The organism is Bradyrhizobium sp. AZCC 2230 (genome assembly GCF_036924495.1).
Taxonomy (GTDB): Bacteria; Pseudomonadota; Alphaproteobacteria; order Rhizobiales; family Xanthobacteraceae; genus Bradyrhizobium; species Bradyrhizobium rifense.
The window spans coordinates 9,214,935-9,237,257 of sequence record NZ_JAZHRS010000001.1; the positions used below are offsets into that span (position 1 = coordinate 9,214,935).

20 protein-coding genes are annotated in these 22,323 nt (G+C 65.1%); 4 read left to right on the plus strand and 16 right to left on the minus strand.

Translation table 11 applies throughout. From position 1 onward, the window contains the following. Positions 1–113 precede the first annotated feature (113 nt). From V1280_RS43925 to V1280_RS43945, 5 genes are read right to left on the minus strand one after another with little or no spacing between them, the layout of a single operon-like run. On the minus strand, positions 114–329 hold the full coding sequence (locus tag V1280_RS43925; protein WP_334537261.1) for a formate dehydrogenase subunit delta: 216 nt from the start codon (positions 327–329) through the stop codon (positions 114–116). Next, entirely contained in the window at positions 316–1,146 is an 831-nt protein-coding gene (fdhD, locus tag V1280_RS43930; RefSeq protein ID WP_334537262.1) for a formate dehydrogenase accessory sulfurtransferase FdhD, read from the minus strand. The genes V1280_RS43925 and fdhD overlap by 14 nt, the downstream gene beginning before the upstream one ends. Before the next feature lie 4 nt (positions 1,147–1,150). After that, positions 1,151–4,036, minus strand: coding sequence for a formate dehydrogenase subunit alpha (gene fdhF, locus V1280_RS43935; protein ID WP_334537263.1), 2,886 nt, complete (start codon positions 4,034–4,036; stop codon positions 1,151–1,153). A gap of 10 nt (positions 4,037–4,046) precedes the next feature. Further along, entirely contained in the window at positions 4,047–5,603 is a 1,557-nt protein-coding gene (locus V1280_RS43940) for a formate dehydrogenase beta subunit (protein ID WP_334537264.1), read from the minus strand. After that, positions 5,600–6,100 (minus strand): formate dehydrogenase subunit gamma, encoded by a 501-nt coding sequence (locus V1280_RS43945; protein WP_334537266.1) that lies wholly within the window; start codon positions 6,098–6,100, stop codon positions 5,600–5,602. Before V1280_RS43945 ends, V1280_RS43940 begins: the two co-directional genes overlap by 4 nt. Positions 6,101–6,324: 224 nt before the next feature. Here V1280_RS43945 and V1280_RS43950 point away from each other — a divergent pair, with 224 nt between their 5' ends. Further along, entirely contained in the window at positions 6,325–7,218 is an 894-nt protein-coding gene (locus tag V1280_RS43950; protein WP_334537268.1) for a LysR family transcriptional regulator, read from the plus strand. A gap of 245 nt (positions 7,219–7,463) precedes the next feature. Here V1280_RS43950 and V1280_RS43955 read toward each other — a convergent pair whose 3' ends face one another. From V1280_RS43955 to V1280_RS43995, 9 genes are all read right to left on the minus strand, one after another. Next, positions 7,464–9,794 carry a PAS domain-containing sensor histidine kinase gene (locus V1280_RS43955; RefSeq protein WP_334537270.1) on the minus strand — a complete coding sequence of 777 codons (2,331 nt, stop codon included), beginning with the start codon at positions 9,792–9,794 and terminating at the stop codon, positions 7,464–7,466. Between the two features lie 211 nt (positions 9,795–10,005). Then, entirely contained in the window at positions 10,006–11,397 is a 1,392-nt protein-coding gene (locus V1280_RS43960) for a cation diffusion facilitator family transporter (protein ID WP_334537272.1), read from the minus strand. Positions 11,398–11,604: 207 nt separating this feature from the next. Further along, positions 11,605–12,576 (minus strand): zinc-binding dehydrogenase, encoded by a 972-nt coding sequence (locus V1280_RS43965; RefSeq protein WP_334537273.1) that lies wholly within the window; start codon positions 12,574–12,576, stop codon positions 11,605–11,607. A gap of 25 nt (positions 12,577–12,601) precedes the next feature. Beyond that, complete coding sequence (locus V1280_RS43970; RefSeq protein WP_334537275.1) at positions 12,602–13,597, minus strand: NAD(P)H-dependent flavin oxidoreductase; 996 nt, start codon at positions 13,595–13,597, stop codon at positions 12,602–12,604. 310 nt (positions 13,598–13,907) lie between these two features. After that, positions 13,908–14,558, minus strand: a complete 651-nt coding sequence (locus V1280_RS43975) for a hypothetical protein (protein ID WP_334537277.1) — start codon at positions 14,556–14,558, stop codon at positions 13,908–13,910. Positions 14,559–14,601: 43 nt separating this feature from the next. Beyond that, entirely contained in the window at positions 14,602–14,805 is a 204-nt protein-coding gene (locus V1280_RS43980) for a hypothetical protein (RefSeq protein WP_092188913.1), read from the minus strand. A 159-nt stretch (positions 14,806–14,964) separates the two neighbouring features. Then, positions 14,965–15,681 carry a hypothetical protein gene (locus tag V1280_RS43985; RefSeq protein ID WP_334537281.1) on the minus strand — a complete coding sequence of 239 codons (717 nt, stop codon included), beginning with the start codon at positions 15,679–15,681 and terminating at the stop codon, positions 14,965–14,967. A 56-nt stretch (positions 15,682–15,737) separates the two neighbouring features. Then, positions 15,738–17,144: a hypothetical protein gene (locus tag V1280_RS43990; protein ID WP_334537282.1), complete on the minus strand. Its 1,407-nt coding sequence runs from the start codon at positions 17,142–17,144 to the stop codon at positions 15,738–15,740. A gap of 238 nt (positions 17,145–17,382) precedes the next feature. Beyond that, a complete protein-coding gene (locus tag V1280_RS43995) occupies positions 17,383–18,294 on the minus strand; it encodes a LysR family transcriptional regulator (RefSeq protein ID WP_334537284.1) in 912 nt (303 codons plus the stop codon). A gap of 139 nt (positions 18,295–18,433) precedes the next feature. Here V1280_RS43995 and V1280_RS44000 point away from each other — a divergent pair, with 139 nt between their 5' ends. Genes V1280_RS44000 through V1280_RS44010 form a run of 3 tightly spaced genes read left to right on the plus strand, consistent with a single transcriptional unit; the run spans position 18,434 to position 20,486 of the window. After that, positions 18,434–19,024, plus strand: a complete 591-nt coding sequence (locus tag V1280_RS44000) for an NADPH-dependent FMN reductase (protein ID WP_334537286.1) — start codon at positions 18,434–18,436, stop codon at positions 19,022–19,024. Positions 19,025–19,036: 12 nt separating this feature from the next. Further along, entirely contained in the window at positions 19,037–19,948 is a 912-nt protein-coding gene (locus V1280_RS44005) for an NmrA/HSCARG family protein (protein WP_334537288.1), read from the plus strand. A 10-nt stretch (positions 19,949–19,958) separates the two neighbouring features. Continuing rightward, positions 19,959–20,486, plus strand: coding sequence for a hypothetical protein (locus tag V1280_RS44010; protein WP_334537290.1), 528 nt, complete (start codon positions 19,959–19,961; stop codon positions 20,484–20,486). A 12-nt stretch (positions 20,487–20,498) separates the two neighbouring features. Here V1280_RS44010 and V1280_RS44015 read toward each other — a convergent pair whose 3' ends face one another. Both V1280_RS44015 and V1280_RS44020 read right to left on the minus strand, forming a co-directional pair. Next, the gene (locus V1280_RS44015; protein WP_334537292.1) at positions 20,499–21,272 is read right to left on the minus strand and encodes a fumarylacetoacetate hydrolase family protein; all 774 of its coding nucleotides are present in this window, start codon (positions 21,270–21,272) and stop codon (positions 20,499–20,501) included. 11 nt (positions 21,273–21,283) lie between these two features. Beyond that, a complete protein-coding gene (locus V1280_RS44020; protein ID WP_334537293.1) occupies positions 21,284–22,303 on the minus strand; it encodes a 2-dehydropantoate 2-reductase in 1,020 nt (339 codons plus the stop codon). Between the last annotated feature and the right edge of the window lie 20 nt (positions 22,304–22,323).

Genomic DNA, 22,323 nt, shown 5'->3' on the forward strand with positions numbered 1-22,323 from the left:
GCCGGTGCGCACCCATGAGCCACGCAATAAATTGCGAGCCGACGCTTGGCCGCGCCCGGTATCGGCGAGATAATCGTGCGATTTCGATAGAGTGCGCGGCCCGGCGCCCGCGCTCAGGGCTGCTTGAGCGAGGCGAGGGCTTCGAGCACGTTCGGCTCGAGGCCTGCGCCGCCGGCATCGAGGTGCGCGAAGATGGCGCGCTTCATCCGGGGATCCCAGAACTTCTTGATGTGGTCGGCGATCCCCGGCACGGCCTTGTCGTGGCCCTGGCTGCGGAAGAACGTGCCGATCTGGTTGGCCATGTAGACGAGGCGGTCAGGCGACGACATGAACGATCTCCGGAGCACGATGAGCCGTGATGCGGCCCGGGTGCGTGAACACTTCAAACCCGTCGCTGCGGGCAATCGCAATCAGCGTGATGCCGGCGGCCTCCGCGGTGCGGACCGCGAGCGCGGTGGGGGCGGAGACCGCGACCAGCACCGGTGCGCCGATCGCGGCCGTCTTCTGCACCATCTCGACCGACACGCGGCTCGTCAGCAGAACCATGCCGCAGCTTGCGTCCGTCCGGCTGCGCGCCAGCGAGCCCGCGAGCTTGTCCAGCGCGTTGTGGCGGCCGACGTCCTCGCGCAAGGCGCCAATGCCGTTCGAAGGCGACCAGAAGGCCGCTGCGTGGACCGCACGGGTCTGGATGTTGATCGCCTGCAGGGGCGCGATGGTCTGCATCGCCGCCATGATCTGCTCGGGCGTGAAGGTCTGGCCCGGCAGCACGATGGCCGCAGGCCGTATGGCTTCGGCGATGGAGTCGATGCCGCAGATGCCGCAGCCGGTGGGCCCGGCAATGTGGCGGCGCCGCTCGCTGATGCGCGCGGCGTTGTCCGGCTCGAGCCACATGCGCAGCTCGATGCCGTCGTCGAGGCGGACCACATCGAGCGACTTGATGTCGTCGACCGATGTGATGATGCTTTCGTCCAGGCTGAAGCCGACGGCAAAATCCTCGAGGTTCTGCGGCGTCCCCATCATGACGGCGTAGGTGCCGCCATTATAGGTCAGTGCCAGCGGCGTTTCTTCCGGGATCAGCCGCGTCCCTTCCGACGCAACACCGTCGCGCCAGATATCGCGGTCGATCGCCTGGACAGGCACGTGCATCCTGTTACTCCGCAGCCTCGGCGGGCGCGATGCGACGGGAGTGCCGCGCCTGCTCGTCGTAGCTCTTCTGCCAGTCGGACGGTCCGTTCGATGGCGAGATCTGCACGGCCGTCACCTTGTATTCGGGGCAATTGGTGGCCCAGTCCGAATAGTCGGTCGTGATCACGTTAGCCTGAGTGTCGGGATGATGGAAGGTGGTGTAGACCACGCCCGGCGACACGCGGTCGGTGATCTCCGCCCGCAGCGTGGTCTCGCCGGCGCGGCTCTGCAGCCGCACCCAGTCGCCGTCGCGTACGCCGCGCAGCTCGGCGTCGTGCGGGTGGATCTCCAGCCGGTCCTCGGCATGCCAGACCACGTTCTCGGTGCGCCGTGTCTGCGCGCCGACATTGTACTGGCTGAGGATGCGGCCCGTGGTGAGCAGCAACGGGAAGCGGGGACCGGTGCGTTCGTCGGTCGCGACATATTCGGTGACGATGAACTTGCCCTTGCCGCGGACGAAGCCGCCGATATGCATCACCGGCGTGCCCTCCGGCGCCTTCTCGTTGCAGGGCCACTGCACCGAGCCAAGCTCGTCGAGCTTGGCGTAGGAGACGCCGGCGAAGGTCGGCGTCAGCGCCGCGATCTCGTCCATGATCTCGGACGGATGGCTGTAGTTCATCTCCAGGCCCATCGCCTTGGCGAGGGCGATGGTGACCTCCCAGTCGGCCATGCCGTTCTTCGGCGACATCACCTTGCGCACGCGCTGGATGCGGCGTTCGGCATTGGTGAAGGTGCCGTCCTTCTCGAGGAAGCTCGAGCCGGGCAGAAACACGTGGGCGTAGTTCGCGGTCTCGTTGAGGAAGAGGTCGTGGACGATGACGCATTCCATCGCCGACAGCGCCGCCACCACATGCTTGGTGTTGGGATCGGACTGCAGGATGTCTTCGCCCTGCACGTAGATGCCCATGAACGTGCCTTCGATGGCGGCATCGAACATGTTGGGAATGCGCAGGCCCGGCTCCGGGTTGAGCTTGACGTTCCAGAGCGCCTCGAACTGGTCGCGCACGGCATCGCCGGAGATGTGACGGTAGCCGGGCAGCTCGTGCGGGAACGAGCCCATGTCGCAGGAGCCTTGAACGTTATTTTGGCCGCGCAGCGGGTTCACGCCGACGCCGGGACGGCCGATATTGCCGGTCGCCATCGCGAGGTTGGCGATCGCGATCACCGTGGTCGAACCCTGGCTGTGCTCGGTGACGCCGAGCCCGTAATAGATCGCGCCATTGCCGCCGGTGGCGTAGATGCGGGCCGCTTCGCGCAAATCATTCGGATCGACGCCGGTGAGGATGGCGGTCGCTTCCGGGCTGTGCTTGGGCTGGGCGACGAAGGCGGCCCATTCCTCGAACTCGCTCCAGTCGCAGCGCTCGCGCACGAAGTTTTCGTTGACGAGACCTTCGGTGACGATGACATGCGCCAGCGCCGTGACGACGGCGACGTTGGTGCCGGGCATCAGCGGCAGATGCAGCGCCCTCACATGCGGCGATTCCACCATCTCGGTGCGGCGCGGATCGATCACGATCAGCTTCGCGCCCTGGCGCAGCCGCTTCTTCAGGCGGGATGCGAAGACGGGGTGGGCCGAGGCCGGATTGGCACCGATGATCATGGCGACGTCGGTATTCTCGACCGAGTCGAAATCCTGCGTGCCGGCCGAAGTGCCGAAGGTCTGCGACAGGCCATAGCCGGTCGGCGAGTGGCAGACGCGGGCGCAGGTGTCGACATTGTTGTTGCCGAAGCCCGCGCGGATCAGCTTCTGCACCAGATAAGTCTCTTCGTTGGTGCAGCGGGACGAGGTGATGCCGCCGATGGCGTCGCGGCCGTATTTCTTCTGGATGCCGCGCATCCTGGCCGCGGCGAACGAGAACGCTTCGTCCCAGGACACTTCGCGCCAGGGATCCTCGATCCGCTCGCGGATCATCGGATTGAGGATGCGCTCCTTGTGATTGGTATAGCCCCAGGCGAAGCGGCCCTTGACGCAGGAATGGCCACGATTGGCCTTGCCGTCCTTGTACGGCACCATGCGGACGACTTCCTCGCCGCGCATCTCGGCCTTGAAGGTGCAGCCGACGCCGCAATAGGCGCAGGTGGTGACGACCGAGTGCTCGGGCTGGCCGATTTCGATCACGGACTTCTCCGTCAGCGTCGCGGTCGGGCAGGCCTGCACGCAGGCGCCGCAGGAGACGCATTCGGAGCCGAGAAAACTCTCGCTCATTCCGGGAGAGACGCGGCTGTCGAAGCCGCGGCCGGAGATCGTCAGCGCAAACGTGCCTTGCACCTCCTCGCAGGCGCGGACGCAGCGCGAGCACACGATGCACTTGGAGGGATCATAGGTGAAGTAGGGGTTGGACTCGTCCTTCGGCATCCAGGCGGCGTTGATCTCGCCGTGGGACTTGCCAGGTGTCTTGGCGAAGACGTGGTTCTCGCCCTCATAGCCGTAGCGGACGTCGCGCAGGCCCACGGCGCCGGCCATGTCCTGCAATTCGCAATCGCCATTGGCGCCGCAGGTGAGGCAGTCGAGCGGATGGTCGGAGATGTAGAGCTCCATCACGCCCTTGCGCAGCTTCTTCAGCCGCTCGCTCTGGGTGTGCACGACGAGCCCCGGCATCACCGGCGTGGTGCAGGAGGCCGGCGTTCCCGCGCGGCCCTCGATCTCGACGACGCAGAGACGGCAGGAACCGAACGCATCGACCATGTCGGTCGCGCAGAGTTTTGGGATCTGGTGGCCGGCGTCCATCGCGGCCCGCATGATCGAGGTGCCTTCGGGCACCGTGACATTGTTGCCGTCGATGGTCAGCGTCACCATCGTTTCCGATTTGGAGCGCGGCGTGCCGTAGTCGATTTCTTCGATCAGAGACATCGTCGTTCTCCTATTCCGCGGCCTGAAGCGTGGTCGGGGCGGGGACAAAATCTTCCCGGAAGTGCTTCAATGCGCTGAGCACGGGGTAGGGCGTGAAGCCGCCGAGTGCGCAGAGCGAGCCGAATTTCATGGTGTTGCAGAGGTCTTCGACGAGCGCGAGGTTTTCACTGACGCGTTCGCCGCGGATGATCTTCTCGATGGTCTCGACGCCGCGGGTCGAGCCGATCCGGCAGGGCGTGCACTTGCCGCAGGATTCGACGGCGCAGAATTCCATGGCGAAACGCGCCTGCTTGCGCATGTCGACGCTGTCGTCGAACACGACGATGCCGCCATGGCCGATCAGGCCGTCGCGCGCGGCGAAGGCTTCGTAGTCGAACGGGGTGTCGAACAGGGCGCGCGGGAAATAGGCCCCGAGCGGACCGCCGACCTGCACGGCGCGGACCGGGCGGCCGGTGAAGGTGCCGCCACCGATGTCGTCGACGAGTTCGCCGAGCGTCACGCCGAACGCCGTTTCGAACAGCCCGCCCTGGCGGATGTTGCCGGCAAGCTGGATCGGCATGGTGCCGCGCGAGCGCCCCATGCCGAAATCGGCGTACGCCTTGGCGCCCTCGGCGAGGATGAAGGGGATGGCTGCAAACGACAGCACATTGTTGATGACGGTCGGCTTGCCGAACAGGCCGTGATGCGCCGGCAGCGGCGGCTTTGCGCGCACGAGGCCACGGCGGCCTTCGAGGCTCTCCAGCAGCGACGTCTCTTCGCCGCAGACATAGGCGCCGGCGCCGACGCGCACTTCCATGTCGAAGCTATGGGCCGAGCCGCCGATCTTGTCGCCGAGATAGCCGCCGCGCTGTGCTGCGACGATCGCAGCTTTCATCGCCGCGACCGCATGCGGATATTCGCTGCGGATGTAGATGTAGCCCTTGGTGGCGCCGACAGTGATGCCGGCCGTCGTCATGCCCTCGATGACGAGGAAGGGATCGCCTTCCATGATCATGCGGTCGGCGAAGGTGCCGCTGTCGCCCTCGTCGGCGTTGCAGACGATGAACTTGCGGTCAGCCTTGGCTTGCGCGACCGTCTTCCATTTGATGCCGGTCGGGAAGCCCGCGCCGCCACGGCCGCGCAGGCCGGAGGCGGTGACCTCAGTGAGGATCGCATCGGAGCCGAGCGACAGCGCGCGCTCCAGGCCCTTGTAGCCGCCATGAGCGCGATAATCCTCGAGCGAGCGCGGATCGATCACGCCGCAGCGGGCAAAGGTGAGGCGGGTCTGGCGCTTCAGCCAGGGGATCTCGTCCGCGACGCCAAGACGCAGGGCGTGCGGTCCGTTGCTCGTCATGGACTCGAACACTGAGGCGACGTCCTCAGCACTGACGGGGCCGTAAGCGACGCGGCCCTTCAGCGTCGCCACCTCGACCATCGGCTCCAGCCAATGCAGTCCGCGCGAGCCGGTCCTGACGATCTCGATCGGCAGGCCGCGCTGCTCTGCGATCTGCTCGAACGCAGCGACAACTTCATCGGCGCCAACGGCGACAGCGGTCGCATCGCGCGGGACGAAAATCTTCATCTTCATCGCTGCGCCTCCGCGACCAGCGCGTCGATGCGCTTCTCGTCGAGCCGGCCGACAAGGCGGCCATCGAGCATCGCCGACGGCGCGGTCGCGCACAGGCCGAGGCAGTAGATCGGCTCCAGCGTGACGCGATCATCCGCTGTGGTGTTGCCAAGCGAGACGCCAAGCTTCGCTTCGGCGCGCGCAGCCAGCGCATCGCTGCCGGCGGCCTGGCAGGCCTCGGCGCGGCACAGCTTCAGCACATGGCGGCCGGCCGGCTTGTGGCGGAAGTCATGGTAGAAGGTGAAGACGCCATGAACTTCGGCGCGCGACAGATTCAGCGCCTGCGCCACCATGGGAATCGCGGCCTCCGGCACATAGCCGAACGCTTCCTGGAGCGCGTGCAGAATGACGAGCGTCGCGCCTTCCTCCCTGGCATGTTCGGCGATGATCTCGGCGCCGCGCGTCTCGTCCCAAGACTCGTAACGAGGCTCGTAAGAAGGCTCGTAAACCGCTGTCATTTTTCGTTCTCAACCAGAGCGTCCCTACGCTGCAAACTATTTGGAATCGTTCGAAGATCAATAAAGCTGTCTCATGCTGCGATTGCGAATTCAGATCGATTTTGAGGCGCAATCGGTCGATACGAAATGCCAATGAAACTTGTATCGGTTGCCGGTTTTTGCGTGTTGGTGCGGGCCCGGCGTGATAGCTTGTATGCCACGACAGAATTCGAGAGGACACACGGTTGCTCGATAAGCTTGAACTGCTGCTGGCGCTCGCCAAGGAGCGGCATTTTGGACGGGCGGCAGAGGCCTGCGGCGTCACCCAGCCGACCATGTCGACCGGGCTGAAGCAGCTCGAGGAGATCCTCGGCGTGATGCTGGTCGAGCGCGGGTCCCGATTCCAGGGATTTACCCCCGAAGGCGAGCGGGCGCTGGACTGGGCGCGGCGGATCGTGGGCGATGCCCGCGCGATGCGCCAGGAGATCAACTCGCTGAAGGAGAAGCTTTCCGGCGAGATTCGTATTGCGGCGATCCCGACCGTGCTCGGCATGGTGGCCTCATTGACCACGCCGTTCCGCGCCAAGCATCCCGAGGTCCGCTTCCGCATCCAGTCGACGACCTCGTCCGAGGTGCTCGGGCTGCTCGAAAATCTCGAGGTCGATGCCGGGCTGACCTATATCGAGAACGAGCCGATCGGGAAGGTGCGCACCATTCCGCTGTTCAACGAGAGCTACCGCCTCCTGACCGCGCCGGATGCGATGTTCGGCGACCGGGAGTCCGTGACCTGGAGCGAGGTCGGCCAGGTGCCGCTGTGCCTGCTGACACCCGACATGCAGAACCGCCGCATCATCGACCGCGCGCTGCGCTCGGTCGGCGCGGAGGCGACGCCGACACTCACCTCGAACTCGCTGCTCGTGCTGTACACGCACGTCAAGACCGGGCGGTGGGCGAGTGTGATGCCGGCCAAGCTCGCCGAGACGCTCGGCCTCTCCGACAAGGTCCGCTCGATCCCGATCACCGATCCCGATGTCAATTACAGCATCGGTCTGGTGATCCCGCAGCGCGATCCGATGACGCCGCTGATCGCGGCGCTGGTCAATGTCGCACGCGAAGTGGCGCCGTCGCTGCAATCCTGAAGCGGATCGCACTTGGTGTGCACGATGTAACGGCATCGGCGCTGGGCTCCCTCTCCCGCTTGCGGGGGAGGGCTGGGGTGGGGGTGTCTCCGCATCGGGATTGTCAGGGATTGCCGAGGATGTCCCTGCGTGGCGAGAGCCCTCACCCGCCGCGCGCGGGACGATGCTTCGCATCGCCCGGGGCGCGTCGGCCTCTCCCGCAAGCGGGAGAGGCGGAGCAAGCCCGCAGATAGTCATCATGAAATTCACGCCGCGGCGGAAATTCCGGCTGCCGCCTTGATGGCGTCGCGCGGCAGCGTCACGCGGACGACGGTGCCAACCTCGAGCCTGGAGCGCAGCTTCATCGAGCCGCCGTGGAGCTGCGCCAGCGAGCGCGCGATCGCGAGCCCTAGGCCGGAGCCGTGATAGGTCTTGGTGAGCTGGCTCTCGACCTGCTCGAACGGGCGTCCGAGCCGCGCCAGCGAGTGCGGCGCGATGCCGATGCCGGTGTCGGCGATCATCAGCACGATCCTGTCCTCGAGCTGCAGGCTGCGCACCACGATGCGTCCGCCCTCGGGCGTGAACTTCACGGCGTTGGACAGCAGATTGACGATGATCTGCTTGGTGGCGCGGCGGTCGGCGACGACCGAGATGGACTTCTCGACCTCGGCGTCAAGCGCCAGATTCTTGTCCTGGGCCCGGCCGGCGACGACGCGCAGGGATTCCGCGAGCGTCTGTCCGAGGTCGAGCTCCTCCATGTCGAGCTTCATGCGGCCGGCCTCGATCTTGGACATGTCGAGGATGTCGTTGATGACCTCGAGCAGATAATGGCCGCTGGTCAGGATGTCGTGGCAGTATTCCTGGTACTTCTCTGAGCCCAGCTCACCGAACATGCCCGAGCCCATGATCTCGGAGAAGCCGATAATGGCGTTGAGCGGCGTGCGCAGCTCGTGGCTCATATTGGCGAGGAATTTCGACTTGGTCTGGTTGGCTTCCTCGGCCCGGGTCTTCTCGCGCTGATATTTCTCGGCGAGGTCGGCGAGCTCGATGGTCTGGCGTTCCAGCGCCGCCTGCGAGCGCTTGACGTCGATGACGGTGGCGCGCAGTCGAAGGTCGTTGTCGACGAGCTTCTGCTCGTGCTCCTTGATGCGGGTGATGTCGGTGCCGACCGAGACGTAGCCGCCGTCCTTGGTGCGGCGCTCGCTGATGTGCAGCCAGCTGCCGTCGTCGAGCTGGGCCTCGAAGGTGCGCGCGCCGGGGCCTTGGGCAGCGGTCTCGTTGTGGCGGGTGCGGACCTCCGGCATGCGGCCGACTTCCAGCACGGTCTCGTAGGAGGTGCCGGGGATCACGGCCGTGTCGGGCAGCTTGTGCAGGCGCTGGAAATGCGAGTTGCAGAGCACCAGGCGGTCGCTGGCGTCCCACAGCACAAAGGCTTCCGGAATGGTCTCGATCGCGTCGCGCAGGCGAAGGTCGGCTTCCACGGTGCGTTCGGCGAGGCTCTTCTGCTCGGTGATGTCGACCGCGATGCCGATCAGGTGCACGCCGGAATCGCCCGCCCCGTGCGTCCGCTCGCAGCGGACGCGGAGCCAGATCCAGTGGCCGTCGACATGCTGCATGCGGAAGGTCTGGTCGATGTGGTCGATCTTTTCCGAGATGAGCTGGTCGGCGATCGCGAACAGGTCGATGTCGTCCGACTTCACCAGCGCATTGACCTCGCCGAAGGTGAGGAGCTCGTTGCGGCCGTCGAGGCCCAGCATCGAAAACATCGATTGCGACCAGAAGATCCGGCCGCGCGACAGGTCCCAGTCCCACAGGCCGCAGCGGCCACGGTTGAGCGCGGTGTCGATCCGGCCACGCACGGCGTCGTTGATGAGGTCGCCTTCGCGGGCGCGGGTCGATTGCCAGTGGAAGGCGAAGCCGAGGATCAGGACGACGAAGCCGGTGGTGGCCGACAGCGTCACCGAAAGGGCTGCGTCCGAACCCCAGATCGGCTCGTTGCGTTCCTGGATCACGGTGACGAGGCCCGGCAGCGACTTGATCGGCCGCGAGGTCGCCATCGCGGCGTTGCCGTTCGGCAGCGTCATGTTGGAGACGTCATTGTCGCGCGGCGGCGCGGCAAGCAACTGCGCGGTGGTGATCGCATCGAGCAGGCTGTCGTTGCCAGAGGGATCGCTGTCGATCGGAATGCGGGCGAGGACGCGGCGTTCGATTCCGGCCGAGGTGACGACGACGTGGCGGCCCGAGACCCTGGCCCGGGACGGGATCATGTCGGGCAGCAGCGTTGGCAGGTTCTCGACGCTCTTCAGCCGCTCCGCGCGCACGGAGGTGAGGCGGTCGATGCGTTCGGCGAGCAGTTCGGCGAGGAATGAAATGTCGTTCTGGATCACCTGGCGCTTCTGGCGCGTCTGATCGACGACCTGGACGAAGGCACCGAGGCAGATCGTGATGAGGAAGGCGATGATGAGCGTCGGCACGGCGCGACGCAGCGCCGGCTCCGCGATCAGGAGCCGATGATAGGCAGGTTTCGCGATCGATTGCGCCAATCCTTTGATCGAATCGGATTGGACGCACGCGTCCGCGGCGTCTGCGCGCGCCATGCCTTCGGCCCCCTGAAACCAGCTTACGACGAGTTTCGAAAGCAGCCCCACGTTGCTTTCGAATCACAGCGATTTGAATCCAGTTTGCGCAGGCTGTCGAGAGTCAACGAAAGGTTAACGCGAAATAATTCTTATCCAATGGAGACTTCGCGCGTTTTGAGTCCGCAAACTCACGTGCGTGACGAGTCCGAAACGAGAACGTGTGACTCCCTCACGCACGCGGCGGTTCGGCGTGGCTGATGACGCGCTTCACGCTCGGGAACGCGCGACGCAAGCGGCGCTCGATCGCATCGACTTGCTCGTGCACCTTGATCACGCTCATCGACGGCGTGGCGCGGCAATGGAAGTTGACGATCTCGCCGCCCTCGGTATCGCGCACGCGCACATTATGGATGTCGTGGATCTCGCCGCCGGCGGCATATTCGGTGAGCGCGGCGGCAATGGTCTGCACCCGTTCCGGCGCGGAATCGACCCCGAACGGCAGCTCCGGTTCCAGCGGCTCGATATGGACGTCGACCTCGACGTCCGCGCCGAACTCCTCCTGGATCTTGCGCTCGAGTGTGTTGGCGACGTCGTGGGCGGCCTCGAGGGCCATCTCGGCGTCGACCTCGAGGTCGATGCCGACGATCAGCTTGCCGCCCAAGTCTTGAATTGTACCCAAGTCGTGCACCGTGACGTGGTGGATGGCGAGGCCCGAATTGTGCGCGATCACCATGATGCGGTCGCGCACGGTCTCGTTGTCGCGCGCGACGGGGACCGCGGTGAAGGTGAGGTCGGCATCGCCGAACGTCTTGGTGACGGCGGCTTGCGCGTTGCGCTTGATCTCCTCGACGCGGTCGATCGGGTAGGTCCGCGGCACGTTGACGATGCTGTCGATGAACGTGGTCGCCCCAACCATGCGCACCCGCAGCCGCTCGACATCGATCACGCCGGGCACGCTGCGGATCGCCGTGGTGGCCTTCTCCAACGCGCCTTCCGGCGCGCGGTCGAGCAGCGTCTGCACCGTGGAGCGTGCCATCCGCAGGCCGAGCAGGGCGATCATCACGGCCACGGCCGCGGCGGCCGCGGCGTCACCCCACCAGAAGCCGAAGGCTGCGAGAATCAGGCCCACGATCACGGCACAGGAGCCCATGACGTCTGATGCAAAGTGCAGCGCATCCGCAGCGAGCGCCTCGCTTCGGGTCTTGCGGGCGGCCCGGTGCAGGGCGCGGGCGCGCCAGAGATTGACGACGATATCGATCACCAGCACCACGAACGGCACGGCCGAAATCGTCGGCGGCGGGGTTCCCTCGCGGAGGTGGCTATAGGACTGAACCAGAATGCCGCCGGCGAGCACGTAGAGCAGGGCAGTGACGCCGAGCGCGGAGATGCTCTCGAGCTTGCCGTGGCCGTAATGGTGCTCGTCGTCGGCCGGCTTGTCCGAGACCCGCACCACCGCCCAGGTGATGATGGTCGCAACCAGGTCGATCGTGGAGTGCAGCGCTTCGGAGACCAGCGCCAGCGAGCCGATCGCGATCCCGACCACGAATTTGGCCGCCGCCATGCCGCCGCTGGCCAGGATCGAGATGGCCGCGACCGATGTCTTGTCGTGTTGTCCGCTCATGGCGGGGATTTAGCAGGGCGTCCGCGAACATCAAGCGACGATCCACAGAAGTAGTCGCTAGTGAGTTGCAGGAGCGATCCGCGTCTTGCGCGGTATCGTAGGGTGGGCAAAGGCGCGTAGCGCCGTGCCACCATTCCTCCGTGACGGATACAGATCGTGGGCACGCTTCGCTTTGCCCACCCTACGAGACCTCCGCCGGAATGATGCCTACGGCACCGTCACCACGATCTTCCCGAGATGCTTGTTCGCCTCCATGTGCTCGAACGCCTTGTCGATGTCGGAGAAGGCGTAGACCTTGTCGATCGGCAGTTGCAGCTTGCGCGACTCCACCGCGCCCCAGATGTCCTTCCGGACCTCGTCGAAGATCGCGCGGACCTCCTCGATGGTGCGGGTGCGGAAGGTGACGCCGATATAGGAGATGCGGCGGGCCGCGTGCAGGTCGAAGTTGAAGTCGGCATGGGTGCCGCCGAGCCGGCCGACATTGACGATGCGGCCCAAAATCTTCGTCGCAGCCAGGTTCTGGTTGGCGACTTGGCCTGAGACCTGGTCGACAATGAGGTCGACGCCTTCGCCGTTCGTCGCCTTCAACACCGCGTCCACCCATTTGGGGTCGGAGGAGTCGACTGCGAGGTCGGCGCCGTATTCGGTCAGCCGGCCGCGGCGATAGGCATCGGTCGACGAGCCGATCACGAGCTTGGCGCCCTTGAGTTTTGCAATTTGCATCGCCATCAGGCCGACGCCGGAGCTGGCGCCCTGGATCAGCACAGCCTGGCCGGGCTGCACGCCGCCAACCATGACGACGGCGTTGTACATGGTCGCGAGCGCGACCGGCAGGGTGGCGGCCTCCTCGAAGTTCATGTTCGAGGGCGCGCGAAACAGCCGGCCGTGGTCGGCGAGTGTGTATTCGGCGAAGGCCGCGCCGCCCGAGCCCATGATGCGATCGCCGACCTTGACGCCCTTCGCATCCGGTCCGAGCTCGGCGACTTCGCCGGCCCATTCCATCCCGAGCACGGTGCCGACGCCACCCGCGGCGCCATGGGCATGGCCCTTGCGCATGCCGGTGTCGGCGCGGTTCAGTCCGCAGGCGCGCACGCGTACCAGCACCTGCGTGCCTTTTGGTTTTGGTTGAGCGACGTCGGAAATCCGAGCGCCGTCAGGGCCGTAGACATAAGCCTTCATGAATTACTCTCGCTTCTTGCAGTGATTATTCCGCGGCTTGCGCGCTTGGATGAGCGATCATGGCTTCGAGCCGGCTGCGAATGATCGCCTCGGCTTCGCGCACGATGCGCGAGATGAGCTCGCCGCAGCTCGGGATGTCCTGGATCAGGCCCTGCACCTGGCCGGCCGACCAGATCCCTTCGTCCGAATTGCCGGTCGCATAGACCATCTTGCCGCGGGCGCCCGCAACGAGCTCGCGGATGTCCTCGAACCTGGCGCCTTCCTTCTCCATGGCGACGACCTTGGTCGAGATCTCGTTCCTGGCGACGCGCGAGGTGTTGCGCATGGTGCGGAAGATCAGCTCGGTCTCGCGCTCGTCATTGGCGACGATCTTCTCCTTGATGAGCTGGTGGATCGGGCTCTCCTTGGTCGCCATGAAGCGGGTGCCCATGTTGATGCCCTCGGCGCCCAGCGCCAGGGCGGCGACGAGGCCGCGGGCGTCGGCAAAGCCGCCGGAGGCGATCATGGGAATCTTGACCTTGTTGGCGGCGGCCGGGATCAGGATCAGGCCGGGGGTATCGTCCTCGCCGGGGTGGCCGGCGCATTCGAACCCGTCGATCGAGATGGCGTCGACGCCCATCCGCTCGGCCGAGAGCGCATGGCGGACGCTGGTGCATTTGTGCACGACCTTGACGCCGTGCTTTCTGAACTCGTCGACATGCTCCTGCGGCTTGTTGCCGGCGGTCTCGACCACGGTGATGCCGGCTTCGATGATGGCGGCGCGGTATTCGGCGTAAGGGGGCGGCTTGATGGCGGGCAGGATGGTGAGGTTGACGCCAAACGGCTTGTCGGTGAGGTCGCGGCAGCGCGCGATCTCCCTGGTCAGGTCCTCCGGCGTCGGCTGGGTCAGCGCGGTGATGAAGCCGAGCGCGCCGGCGTTCGCGACCGCTGCGACCAGCTCGGCCCGCCCAACCCATTGCATGCCGCCCTGGACGATCGGGTGCTCGACGCCGACGAGCTTTGTGAAACGTGTCTGCAGCATGATGTTTCCCCGGGTGGCCCGCAGGCTCTGTTATCGATTGATGGCGGGAGGATGCCGCTGGGGTCAGGAAAAGTCTATTTCGCCGCTGTGCGGTGAGGGCGGGGCGTCATGCAGGGCGTGAGGGTGATTCCGCGGGGCGGATAATTCGGGTGCGCCGTTGCCCATGGGGCAGGCTCTTTCCTCGCATTCCGTCGTCATACCCCGCGAAGGCGGGGTATCCAGTACGCCGCGGCTTCTCGGTTCTAATCTCGCTGTCTCTGGAATACTGGATTGCCCGCCTTCGCGGGCAATGACAGTGAGAGCGCTTCGGCTACTCCGCCGACAGCCGCACCATCTGGCGGCCGCCGTTGATGTCTTTCAGGCTGTTGACGAAGTTTTCCGGTCGCTGCCAGCGATAGGGGACCTTCAGTCCCATGTACTCGGCAATGTCGCCGATGAAGCCGGTGCAGTTGGTGGTCTCGGCATTCCAGACCGGCGAGCTCGCCTGCAGCTTCTTGATGTAGGCGAACACGCGCCTGGCGTCGGCTTCGTTCAGATAGACGCGATAGCTCGCGGTCAGATAGTCCGGATCGAGATCGCCGTAGCTCGCGCCGGTCTCGGATGGCACCCAGGTGAGGTGACCGAGCACGTAACTCAAGGTGTCGCCCTTGGGCGTGAGACCCGCGACCTCGACGGCGCGCTCGCTGGTCTTGCCGTACCAGACGAAGGCATGGCCCCAGCTCGCCGCCGTCCGCGCGCGGAAGTCGACGTAGTACGGACCCTTCTCCGCACGCGCGACGGAGCGCCGCGTCGATTGCGGCGCCTGTTGCGATGTGGGGTCGGTCGTAGCAAGCGCATTTGCATCGGCAACGCGCTTGTTCGCTTCGTGGGCCGAGGCCGATGGCGTCATGCATGCGGCCATGGCCGCAAGCGCGAGACCTGCAAGGATGCAGAATCCCGATCGATCAGGTTTGTTCGTCACGTGTGCCCCTCGACTGTCGGCCGCTTGCGCAGATTTTTGCGCCTCAGTAGCGCGCTGCGACCGGGCCGGGCGCCTTGCCGATCGGGGCCTTGCCAATCGGGCTCTTGCCAATCGGCATCTTGCCGATCGGGGCCTGCTCGGCCGGATAGACCGGCACGGGCTGGCGGCGCGGCAGATCCGCAGCGTTCGCAGCCGTCACCAGAGCAAGCGTCGCACCCAGAACAATTACAATCTTCTTCACAGTCATACCCCTAGCAGGTTTGGTCCAAACACGGCTGAGCCGTGCCCCCAGACACGTCTCACACAAGGGCGGCCGAATGCGACCACAGTGCGGCACCCCCGCGGCTTGTTGGCGGCATTGATCGGGCAGAAGTGATGTGTGTCAAAAATGTTTCGGAACGCCGCGTCAGCGATCGGCGCTGAGGCGGAAATGCATCTCGATCTTGGCTTGTGATGGCTCGCTCGCGGTGCGCCAGGGCGAAAAGCCGGGCGTGGGATCAGGATCGGAACCGAGATCGATCGGCCAGCGCTGCGTCGGCACGCCCGGAAGCGTCAGGCTGACGGCGCGGTGGCGTGTCTTGTACATCAGAGACGCCGTGGAAATGATCGCCTTGCGGTCCCCGTCATGCGCGCGCCAGTTCGCCGGCAACATCGCGTTGGCATAGCCCGTCGCTTCCTCGACCTCGATATGCACGTCCTCCTCCTGGTCCGGCAGGGTCATGCCGGGGGGAAGCCGAAACTCGACCTGGAGCGTCATGAAGCCGTGGCTGAGATTGGGCGAGCGGATGAATTCGTACCATCCCCAATAGCCGAGGATGGCCGCGATGAGCAGCACGGTGGCGGCAAAGGGGAAGGAGAGCCGCGTGGCGCGGTGAGGCGGGGCATCGGAGCTTTCCGCAGGCGGCTGTGGCGTTGCGTCCCGGACCAGGCCGAAGCGCACGAACAACCAGATGCCCGCGATCAGGCCGGCTACGCCGCCGATCGGGCCGATATCGAAGAAGGCTCCCATGGCGATGCCGCCATCGCGGTCCGGCCCCGCGAGCATGACCACCAGCGCTGCAAGGCCGGACCAGCCGGCGAGCGCGCCGAGCAGGGCAGACAGGAGGCCGAGGATGAAGCGCATGTGCGATTGGTCGCGTGCAGGTCAGTCGCGGTTCGAGTCGGTCTGTCGTTTAGCCTTCACCCGATCCGGTTCAGGCTGTTGCGGATGGTCGAGAAGATGCCGCCGATGTCCTTGCGCAAGCCATCGAGCGCGTTGAAATTCTCGAAGATGCGGGCGAGGCGATCTTCGACCTCGCGCTTGCTCCTCGTCAGCGCATCGACGCGCGAGGTGAGGGTGACATTGCCATTGGCCTCGATCTCGCCGACGGTTTTGGCCAGCAGATCGCGGGTGGTGCTGACATCGGCGATCATGGCCTCGATGCCGAACACCGGCGCCTTCAGCGGCACGAGATCGGCCCGCGATTTCGACAGCTCGGTCTTGAAGGCGTTCAGCGTGGCCAGCGTTTCCTGCAACGCGCCGAGGCGCTGGCGCGACTGGAGCACGAAATCGTTCAGCGCGTTCTGGCGGTCGACGAGCGTCTTGCCGTCGGGATCGGTCTCGACGTCGGCGAGCGAGCGTTCGAGCTGGGCGCGGCGCTGACCGAGCTCCTCGAAATCGAGCCGGATGGCTTTGAGGATGTTGGCGCTGTCGTCGATACGCGCGAGACGCTGCTCGATCTCGTTTCTGTTGTTCGACAGGGTCTCGACGCGTGCGCTGAGCGGCGTCTCACCGCCGGCCTCGATCTCGTCGACACTCTTGACGAGGCGGTCATGGCTGAGGCCGAGCTCGCCGATCAGGGCGTTGATGCCGGCATCCGATGAGCGCAGCGGCACCAGCTCGGCATGGGATTTTGCCAGATCTTCCTTGTACTGGTTGAGCGTCGCGAACGTGTCCTGCACCGCGTTGACCCGGCCCAGCAGCGTCGATACGTCACGGGCGATGTTCTTCAGCCGGTCGGCGAGATTGTTCTTGCGGTCGTCGGTCTCGAGGTCGAGCAGCGCGCGTTCGAGCTGGTTCTGGCGGTCGCGTATCTCGGTGAAGACGGGCTCGACCGCGCGGCGCTGATCGGCGACCTTGCCGACCATCTCGCGCAGCCCCTGCTGGCGGCGGCGGATCTCGGCGAGCTGGTCGTGCATGTCGGTGGACTGGTTGCGGCCCTGCTGGAGCAGCGCGCGCTGCTCGGTCTCGCCGAGCTTGTCGTGGAGCGCGGAGACGGCCTCCCTGGGATCGCTCTCGATCAGGTGCTGGACGGTGGTGTCGAGGTGATTTTGCAGGGCGTGGGCGACGACGACGTCTTCCCGGGTCTTCTTGAGGCGGTCGCGCAGCGCGTCGAGGCGCCGGTCCTGGCGCGAGAGCCGCCAGGCCGAGGCGCCGATCAGCGCCAGCCCGACCACCAGGATCGCACCGACCGCAATGCGCTGCGGCATCGGCAGGGCGACAAACGCGGCCGGCAAATGGGTGACGTCGTAACCAAACGCCTGCGGAGCGAGAAACGCGATGGCGGCGAGCAGGACAGCCCAGGCAACCAGGAAAAACAGCCACATCGTGACGCCCCACGCCGGCACAATCTCGCCATGATTGCTATTGGAGAGCGGAACCGAGATCAAGGGCCGGGCGGGTTGCCGGTTATTTTGGGGGCGGGGCTGTGCAAAACCTGCGGACCCTCAATCTACTCCCCGCGAATAGGTTTTGACCACTTCCGACCCAACTGCGACGTTCTTCGGTCTTATCCGAGAACGCGGGAGGGCGCGTATGCCCGTCATCGGTTGGCGCTGGCGCGAATTACTGCAATTCTTGTGCGCTGACAATTTCGGCCCGCATCCTGCCGACGACGGAATCGATGAAAGCTGAAACGGCCAATGGCAGGTGAGCCCGGTTGGGGTAGACGACGCTCATGCCGAGATTGCGACGCGCGTATTGGGGCAATACCGGCACCAGCCGGCCGGCCGTAAAATCGGCCGTCCCCAGTATCGGAGTGAGCGCGATGCCGAGGCCTGCTATCGCCGCCTTTCGGATCGCTTGCGCGGTATTCGCCATCACGCGGCCGGTAACGTTCACCTCCTCGTCGGAGCCGTCGGGACCTTGAAGGTGCCACGTCGCATAGTCCCGAGCCTGTGGCACGAACAGGCAGTCATGACGGGTCAGGTCCTGCAATGTGGCTGGCGTCCCGCGCGCGGTGAGGTAGGAGGGGCTGGCGACAAGTCCGATCGAGCGGCTCTGGATCTTGCGCACAACATAGTTCGGACCACGCGTTGCATTGCCTCGGAAGGCAACATCGATGCCCTCTTCGATAAGATCGACCGTGGCGTCGCTTAACACGAACTCGACACGCACGAGTGGGTGTGAGGCCAGGAATTCGGCCACCCATTCCATCCTGTAGAAGTCGAAGAAGTCGGCGGGCATCGCCACACGTATCAGCCCCCTGGGTACCCGCGCGCCGGCAATTAGATCCTCTCCCGCTTGTTGCAGTCCGTCCACGGCCACAGCGCTATGACGATAGAGTTCGTGCCCGGCATCGGTGAGCTTCAGCTTCCGGGTTGATCGCTGCATGAGCCGAGCGCCGAGCTGCTCCTCCAATTCTTGAATGCGCCGGCTGACCGTATTGGCGGGAATCCCCAGACGGCGTCCGGCCTCCGCGAAACTGCCGAAGCGAACGACCTGTACAAACAGGCCGATATCATTCAGGTCGAGCATCGTCGACATTCCCTCGAAAAATGGGGGAGTTAGATCCGATATCCCCATGTAGTCAATTAAACATGTGACGGCCATGTAGCGGGCAACGGGACACGCACTCAGTCCCCGATTGTTCGATCACCTGAAAGGAACAGCCCACATGCCCAAGATCCCGCATATCGGTATCGTCGTCGGCTCGACGCGAGAGGGCCGCTTCAGCGAGCGGGCGGCCGCATGGTTTCACAGGATTGCGGCCCACCGCACCGATCTCAGCGTCGAAATTATCGATCTGCGCGACTACCCGATGCCATTCTTCGATGAACCGGCATCGCCAGCCTGGATGCCACCAAAGCATCACGTCGCCGAGCGCTGGGCGGCGAAGCTCGCCGAGCTTGACGGGCTCGTTTTCGTCACGCCCGAATACAATCACGGATACAGCGCAGTGCTGAAGAACGCGCTGGATTACGCCTTCCAGCAATTCAACCGTAAGCCGGCGGCCTTCGTCGGCTATGGCGGCGTCGGCGCCGCACGCGCCATCGAGCAATTGCGCATGGTCGCCGTCGAACTTCAGATGGCGCCGATTCCCAAATCTGTGAACGTCGGCATGGCCGAGTTCCTCGCCATCTGGCAGCAGGGCAAGGAATTCGCGGATTTTCCGCATCTCGAACAGGCGGCGGTCGCTCTGCTGGATGACCTGTCCTGGTGGAGCCGCACGCTGCAAACCGGGCGCCACGCCGCATCCGCACAGTGAGAGGAGAGTGTCATGAGTCAGAAGCTTACTGTTGTCGTCACGGGAGCTACAGGCCAACAAGGTGGCGCGGTGGTGAAGAACCTGCTCGAACGCGGTCACGAGGTTCGCGCCGTCACGCGCGATACCAACTCCGCCAAGGCGAGAGCGCTTGCTAGCGCCGGCGTCACGCTCGTGCGCGCGTCACTCGAAGACACAGCCGCGCTTACGAGGGTGCTCGAGGGAGCGGCCTCGCTGTTCTTGATGACGACGCCATTCGAAGGAGGTCCGCAAGCCGAGACGCGACAGGGCATCTCCGCCGCTGACGCGGCCAAGGCCGCAGGCGTACATCTCGTCTTCACCTCCGTCGGCTCTGCCAATCGACAGACGGGAGTCCCGCACTTCGACAGCAAATACGAGGTCGAGAAGCACATCGCCAGGATCGGCGTGCGCGCCACGGTCCTGGCGCCCGTCTATTTCATGGAAAACCTCTATTTCGGCAAAGAGCAACTCGCGAAGGGCATCTACGCCGCGCCGCTCCCACCAACGAGACCGCTCGCGCAAGTCGCCCTCGCGGACATCGGCGCCGTCGCCGTTCGTCTCCTTGAGGACCCAGGCCGCTTTGCAGGCAAGCGCTTCGACCTCGGAGGCGATGAACTCACGGGCAACGACGTTCTCGCCATTCTCTCGCGTGTCACCGGCCGGCCGTTCACCTATTTCCAGGTCCCACTGGACGTCATCCGCCAACGCCTGGGTGAAGACGGCGCCAAGATGTACGAGTGGTTTGACCGTGTCGGCTTCGCATTCGATCGCGCGGCGCTCCGCCGTGAATTCCCCGACGTCGCCTTTCACGACTTCGAGTCGTGGGCGAAGGCGCAGGATTGGAACGCGCTTCTTCAAGGCGCCGATCCGTCCGCGCGTTCGATGCATCCAGCAACCCATAAATGAGGTGATACCGATGAGCCGGATCCCAACCCACACAGTCGAGGACGCCCCCGCTGCATCGCGGGCGCTCCTGCAAAAGATCGTTGAGGCCACCCCGATGGGACGCCCCGCGAACCTGCATGCCCAGATGGCGCATTCTCCGGCGGTCCTGACAGCGTATACGTCGCTACGCGCTGCGCTTGCCGCCACGACCTTCGATCCGAAGGTGGGGGCGGCCCTGACTCTCGCGGCTGCGGCTGGGGTCGGCAACAACTACATGACCCGTATCGCCAGTCGGCTCGCCCAGATGAATGGCTGGACCGAAGAGCAGGTCACTGCTTTGGCGACGGGCATTTCGACAAGCGACGCCAAAATCGATGTGCTGGCAGGGCTGGTGAGGGAAGCCGCTGCCAATTCGGGACATGTTGCCGACACCACCTGGAAAGCAGCTCAGAAAGGCGGCTGGAACGATGAGCAACTGACCGATGCGTTTGCCTATTTGGGGGCGACGGTGTTCACGGGGTACTTCCTCAATTACGCGCAAACCGACCTGGACGTCTAACGTCCTCGCCTCCTACAGCCGAAACTCGTTCGTCAGCTCGCCGATGCCGTCGATCGCCACCGTCACCGTGTTGACCGGCTCCTTCATGACGCCGACGCCGACCGAGGTGCCGACCGCGATGAGGTCGCCGGGGAGCAGGGTCATGTCGTGGGAGATCTTGCTGACCAGGGCTTGCGCGCTGAAGATCATGTCGGAGATCGGATAGTTCTGCCGCTCCGCGCCGTTGAGGATGGTGCGCACCGTGAGCTTTGCCGGATCGAGGCCGGTCGCGATCACAGGGCCGAACGGGCCGTAATCGTCGATGCCCTTGGCGCGGGCCCACTGGGGAAAGGTGGGATCGCTGGTCAGGATGTCGTTGGCGGTGATGTCGTTGACGCAGGTGTAGCCGAAGATGAAACCGTCCGCCTCGGCAGGCGAAACGCGGGCGCAGGTCTTGCCGATGACGATGCCGAGCTCGCCCTCATAGGTGGTCTTGCCGTCGTAATAGGAGGGACGGCGGATCACGGCGCCGGGTGTCGTGATGGTGGTGGTGGCCTTGAGCAGATAGAGCGGCTCCGGCGGCTCGGGTTGATTGAGCTTTGCCGCGAGCGCGTGAAAATTATTCCAGAGCGCGACGATCTTGCTGGGCGCGCAAGGCACGAGCAGCTCGACCTCCGACAGCGCCAGCGTCTTACCCGTCGCCGAGTTGCGGCCGAACATCTCGCCTTCATGCACGCTGATGCCTGACGCGGAGAGTGTGCCGAAGCAGGTCGCGCCGGCGTGGCGGAAGCGGAGCCACTGTTTCATCTCGCCCGCCATCACGCCACCGCCAATGCGCGAGGATCGGATGGCGAGGAGACGCCGTCATAGAGGCCGGCGACGCGGGCGCGCTGGGTCACCATCGCCAGCACCGAGTCCAGTGCCGGTGTGGGGATCCTGGTCAGGCGGCCCATCTCCTGCACCACGGTGACGAGCGGGTCGATCTCCATCGGGCGGCCGCGCTCGAGATCCTGCAGCATCGAGGTCTTGTGCGCGCCGACCTTGCGGGCGCCCTCGATGCGGCGCTCGACATCGACGCGGAATTTGACGCCAAAAGTCTCGGCGATCGCTTGCGTCTCCACCATGATCGCGCGCGACAGCGCCCGTGTGGAAGGATCGGTGCAGATCACGTCGAGCGTGGCGTGAGTCAGCGCGCTGATCGGGTTGAAGCAGACATTGCCCCAGAGCTTCAGCCAGATCTCGTCGCGGATGCGATCGAGCACCGGCGCCTTCAGGCCGGCCGCGACGAAGAGGTCGGCGAGGCGCTGCACGTCGCTGGTGATTTCGCCGGAGGGCTCGCCGAGCGGAAAATTATTGCCGTAGACGTGGCGGATCACGCCGGGCGCCTCGATCTCGGTGGCGGGATAGACGATGCAGCCGATCGCGCGTTCGGCGCCAAGCTCGCGCCATTGCCGCCCGCCGGGATCGATGCTCTCCAGCGTCGAATTCTCGTAATCGCCGCCGTGCCTGTGGAAGTACCAATAGGGGATGCCGTTGACCGCGGTGACGATGCGGGTGTGCGGCCCGAGCAGCGGCTGCATCTTCTCGATCACGCCGGTGATTGAGTGCGCCTTCAGCGTGACGATGACGTAGTCCTGCACGCCGAGCTCGGCCGCATTGTCGGTGCAGCGGGGATAGACCGTGTGCTTCTCCTCGCCGGCGAGCAGCGTCAGGCCGTGCTCGCGCATTGCGGCGAGGTGCGCGCCGCGCGCGACCAGGCTGACATCGGCGCCTGCGCGCGCCAGCTGCACGCCGAGATATCCGCCGATCGCGCCGGCGCCGTAGATGCAGATCTTCATGAAATCCTCGCGGGGGTAGC

What these genes read in the sequence shown, in the direction of transcription:
- V1280_RS43925 (WP_334537261.1), bottom strand. Translation starts at nt 329, where the DNA reads ATGTCGTCGCCTGACCGCCTCGTCTACATGGCCAACCAGATCGGCACG.
- fdhD (WP_334537262.1), bottom strand. Translation starts at nt 1,146, where the DNA reads ATGCACGTGCCTGTCCAGGCGATCGACCGCGATATCTGGCGCGACGGT.
- fdhF (WP_334537263.1), bottom strand. Translation starts at nt 4,036, where the DNA reads ATGTCTCTGATCGAAGAAATCGACTACGGCACGCCGCGCTCCAAATCG.
- V1280_RS43940 (WP_334537264.1), bottom strand. Translation starts at nt 5,603, where the DNA reads ATGAAGATGAAGATTTTCGTCCCGCGCGATGCGACCGCTGTCGCCGTT.
- V1280_RS43945 (WP_334537266.1), bottom strand. Translation starts at nt 6,100, where the DNA reads ATGACAGCGGTTTACGAGCCTTCTTACGAGCCTCGTTACGAGTCTTGG.
- V1280_RS43955 (WP_334537270.1), bottom strand. Translation starts at nt 9,794, where the DNA reads ATGGCGCGCGCAGACGCCGCGGACGCGTGCGTCCAATCCGATTCGATC.
- V1280_RS43960 (WP_334537272.1), bottom strand. Translation starts at nt 11,397, where the DNA reads ATGAGCGGACAACACGACAAGACATCGGTCGCGGCCATCTCGATCCTG.
- V1280_RS43965 (WP_334537273.1), bottom strand. Translation starts at nt 12,576, where the DNA reads ATGAAGGCTTATGTCTACGGCCCTGACGGCGCTCGGATTTCCGACGTC.
- V1280_RS43970 (WP_334537275.1), bottom strand. Translation starts at nt 13,597, where the DNA reads ATGCTGCAGACACGTTTCACAAAGCTCGTCGGCGTCGAGCACCCGATC.
- V1280_RS43980 (WP_092188913.1), bottom strand. Translation starts at nt 14,805, where the DNA reads ATGACTGTGAAGAAGATTGTAATTGTTCTGGGTGCGACGCTTGCTCTG.
- V1280_RS43985 (WP_334537281.1), bottom strand. Translation starts at nt 15,681, where the DNA reads ATGCGCTTCATCCTCGGCCTCCTGTCTGCCCTGCTCGGCGCGCTCGCC.
- V1280_RS43990 (WP_334537282.1), bottom strand. Translation starts at nt 17,144, where the DNA reads ATGTGGCTGTTTTTCCTGGTTGCCTGGGCTGTCCTGCTCGCCGCCATC.
- V1280_RS43995 (WP_334537284.1), bottom strand. Translation starts at nt 18,294, where the DNA reads ATGCTCGACCTGAATGATATCGGCCTGTTTGTACAGGTCGTTCGCTTC.
- V1280_RS44000 (WP_334537286.1), top strand. Translation starts at nt 18,434, where the DNA reads ATGCCCAAGATCCCGCATATCGGTATCGTCGTCGGCTCGACGCGAGAG.
- V1280_RS44005 (WP_334537288.1), top strand. Translation starts at nt 19,037, where the DNA reads ATGAGTCAGAAGCTTACTGTTGTCGTCACGGGAGCTACAGGCCAACAA.
- V1280_RS44010 (WP_334537290.1), top strand. Translation starts at nt 19,959, where the DNA reads ATGAGCCGGATCCCAACCCACACAGTCGAGGACGCCCCCGCTGCATCG.
- V1280_RS44015 (WP_334537292.1), bottom strand. Translation starts at nt 21,272, where the DNA reads ATGAAACAGTGGCTCCGCTTCCGCCACGCCGGCGCGACCTGCTTCGGC.
- V1280_RS44020 (WP_334537293.1), bottom strand. Translation starts at nt 22,303, where the DNA reads ATGAAGATCTGCATCTACGGCGCCGGCGCGATCGGCGGATATCTCGGC.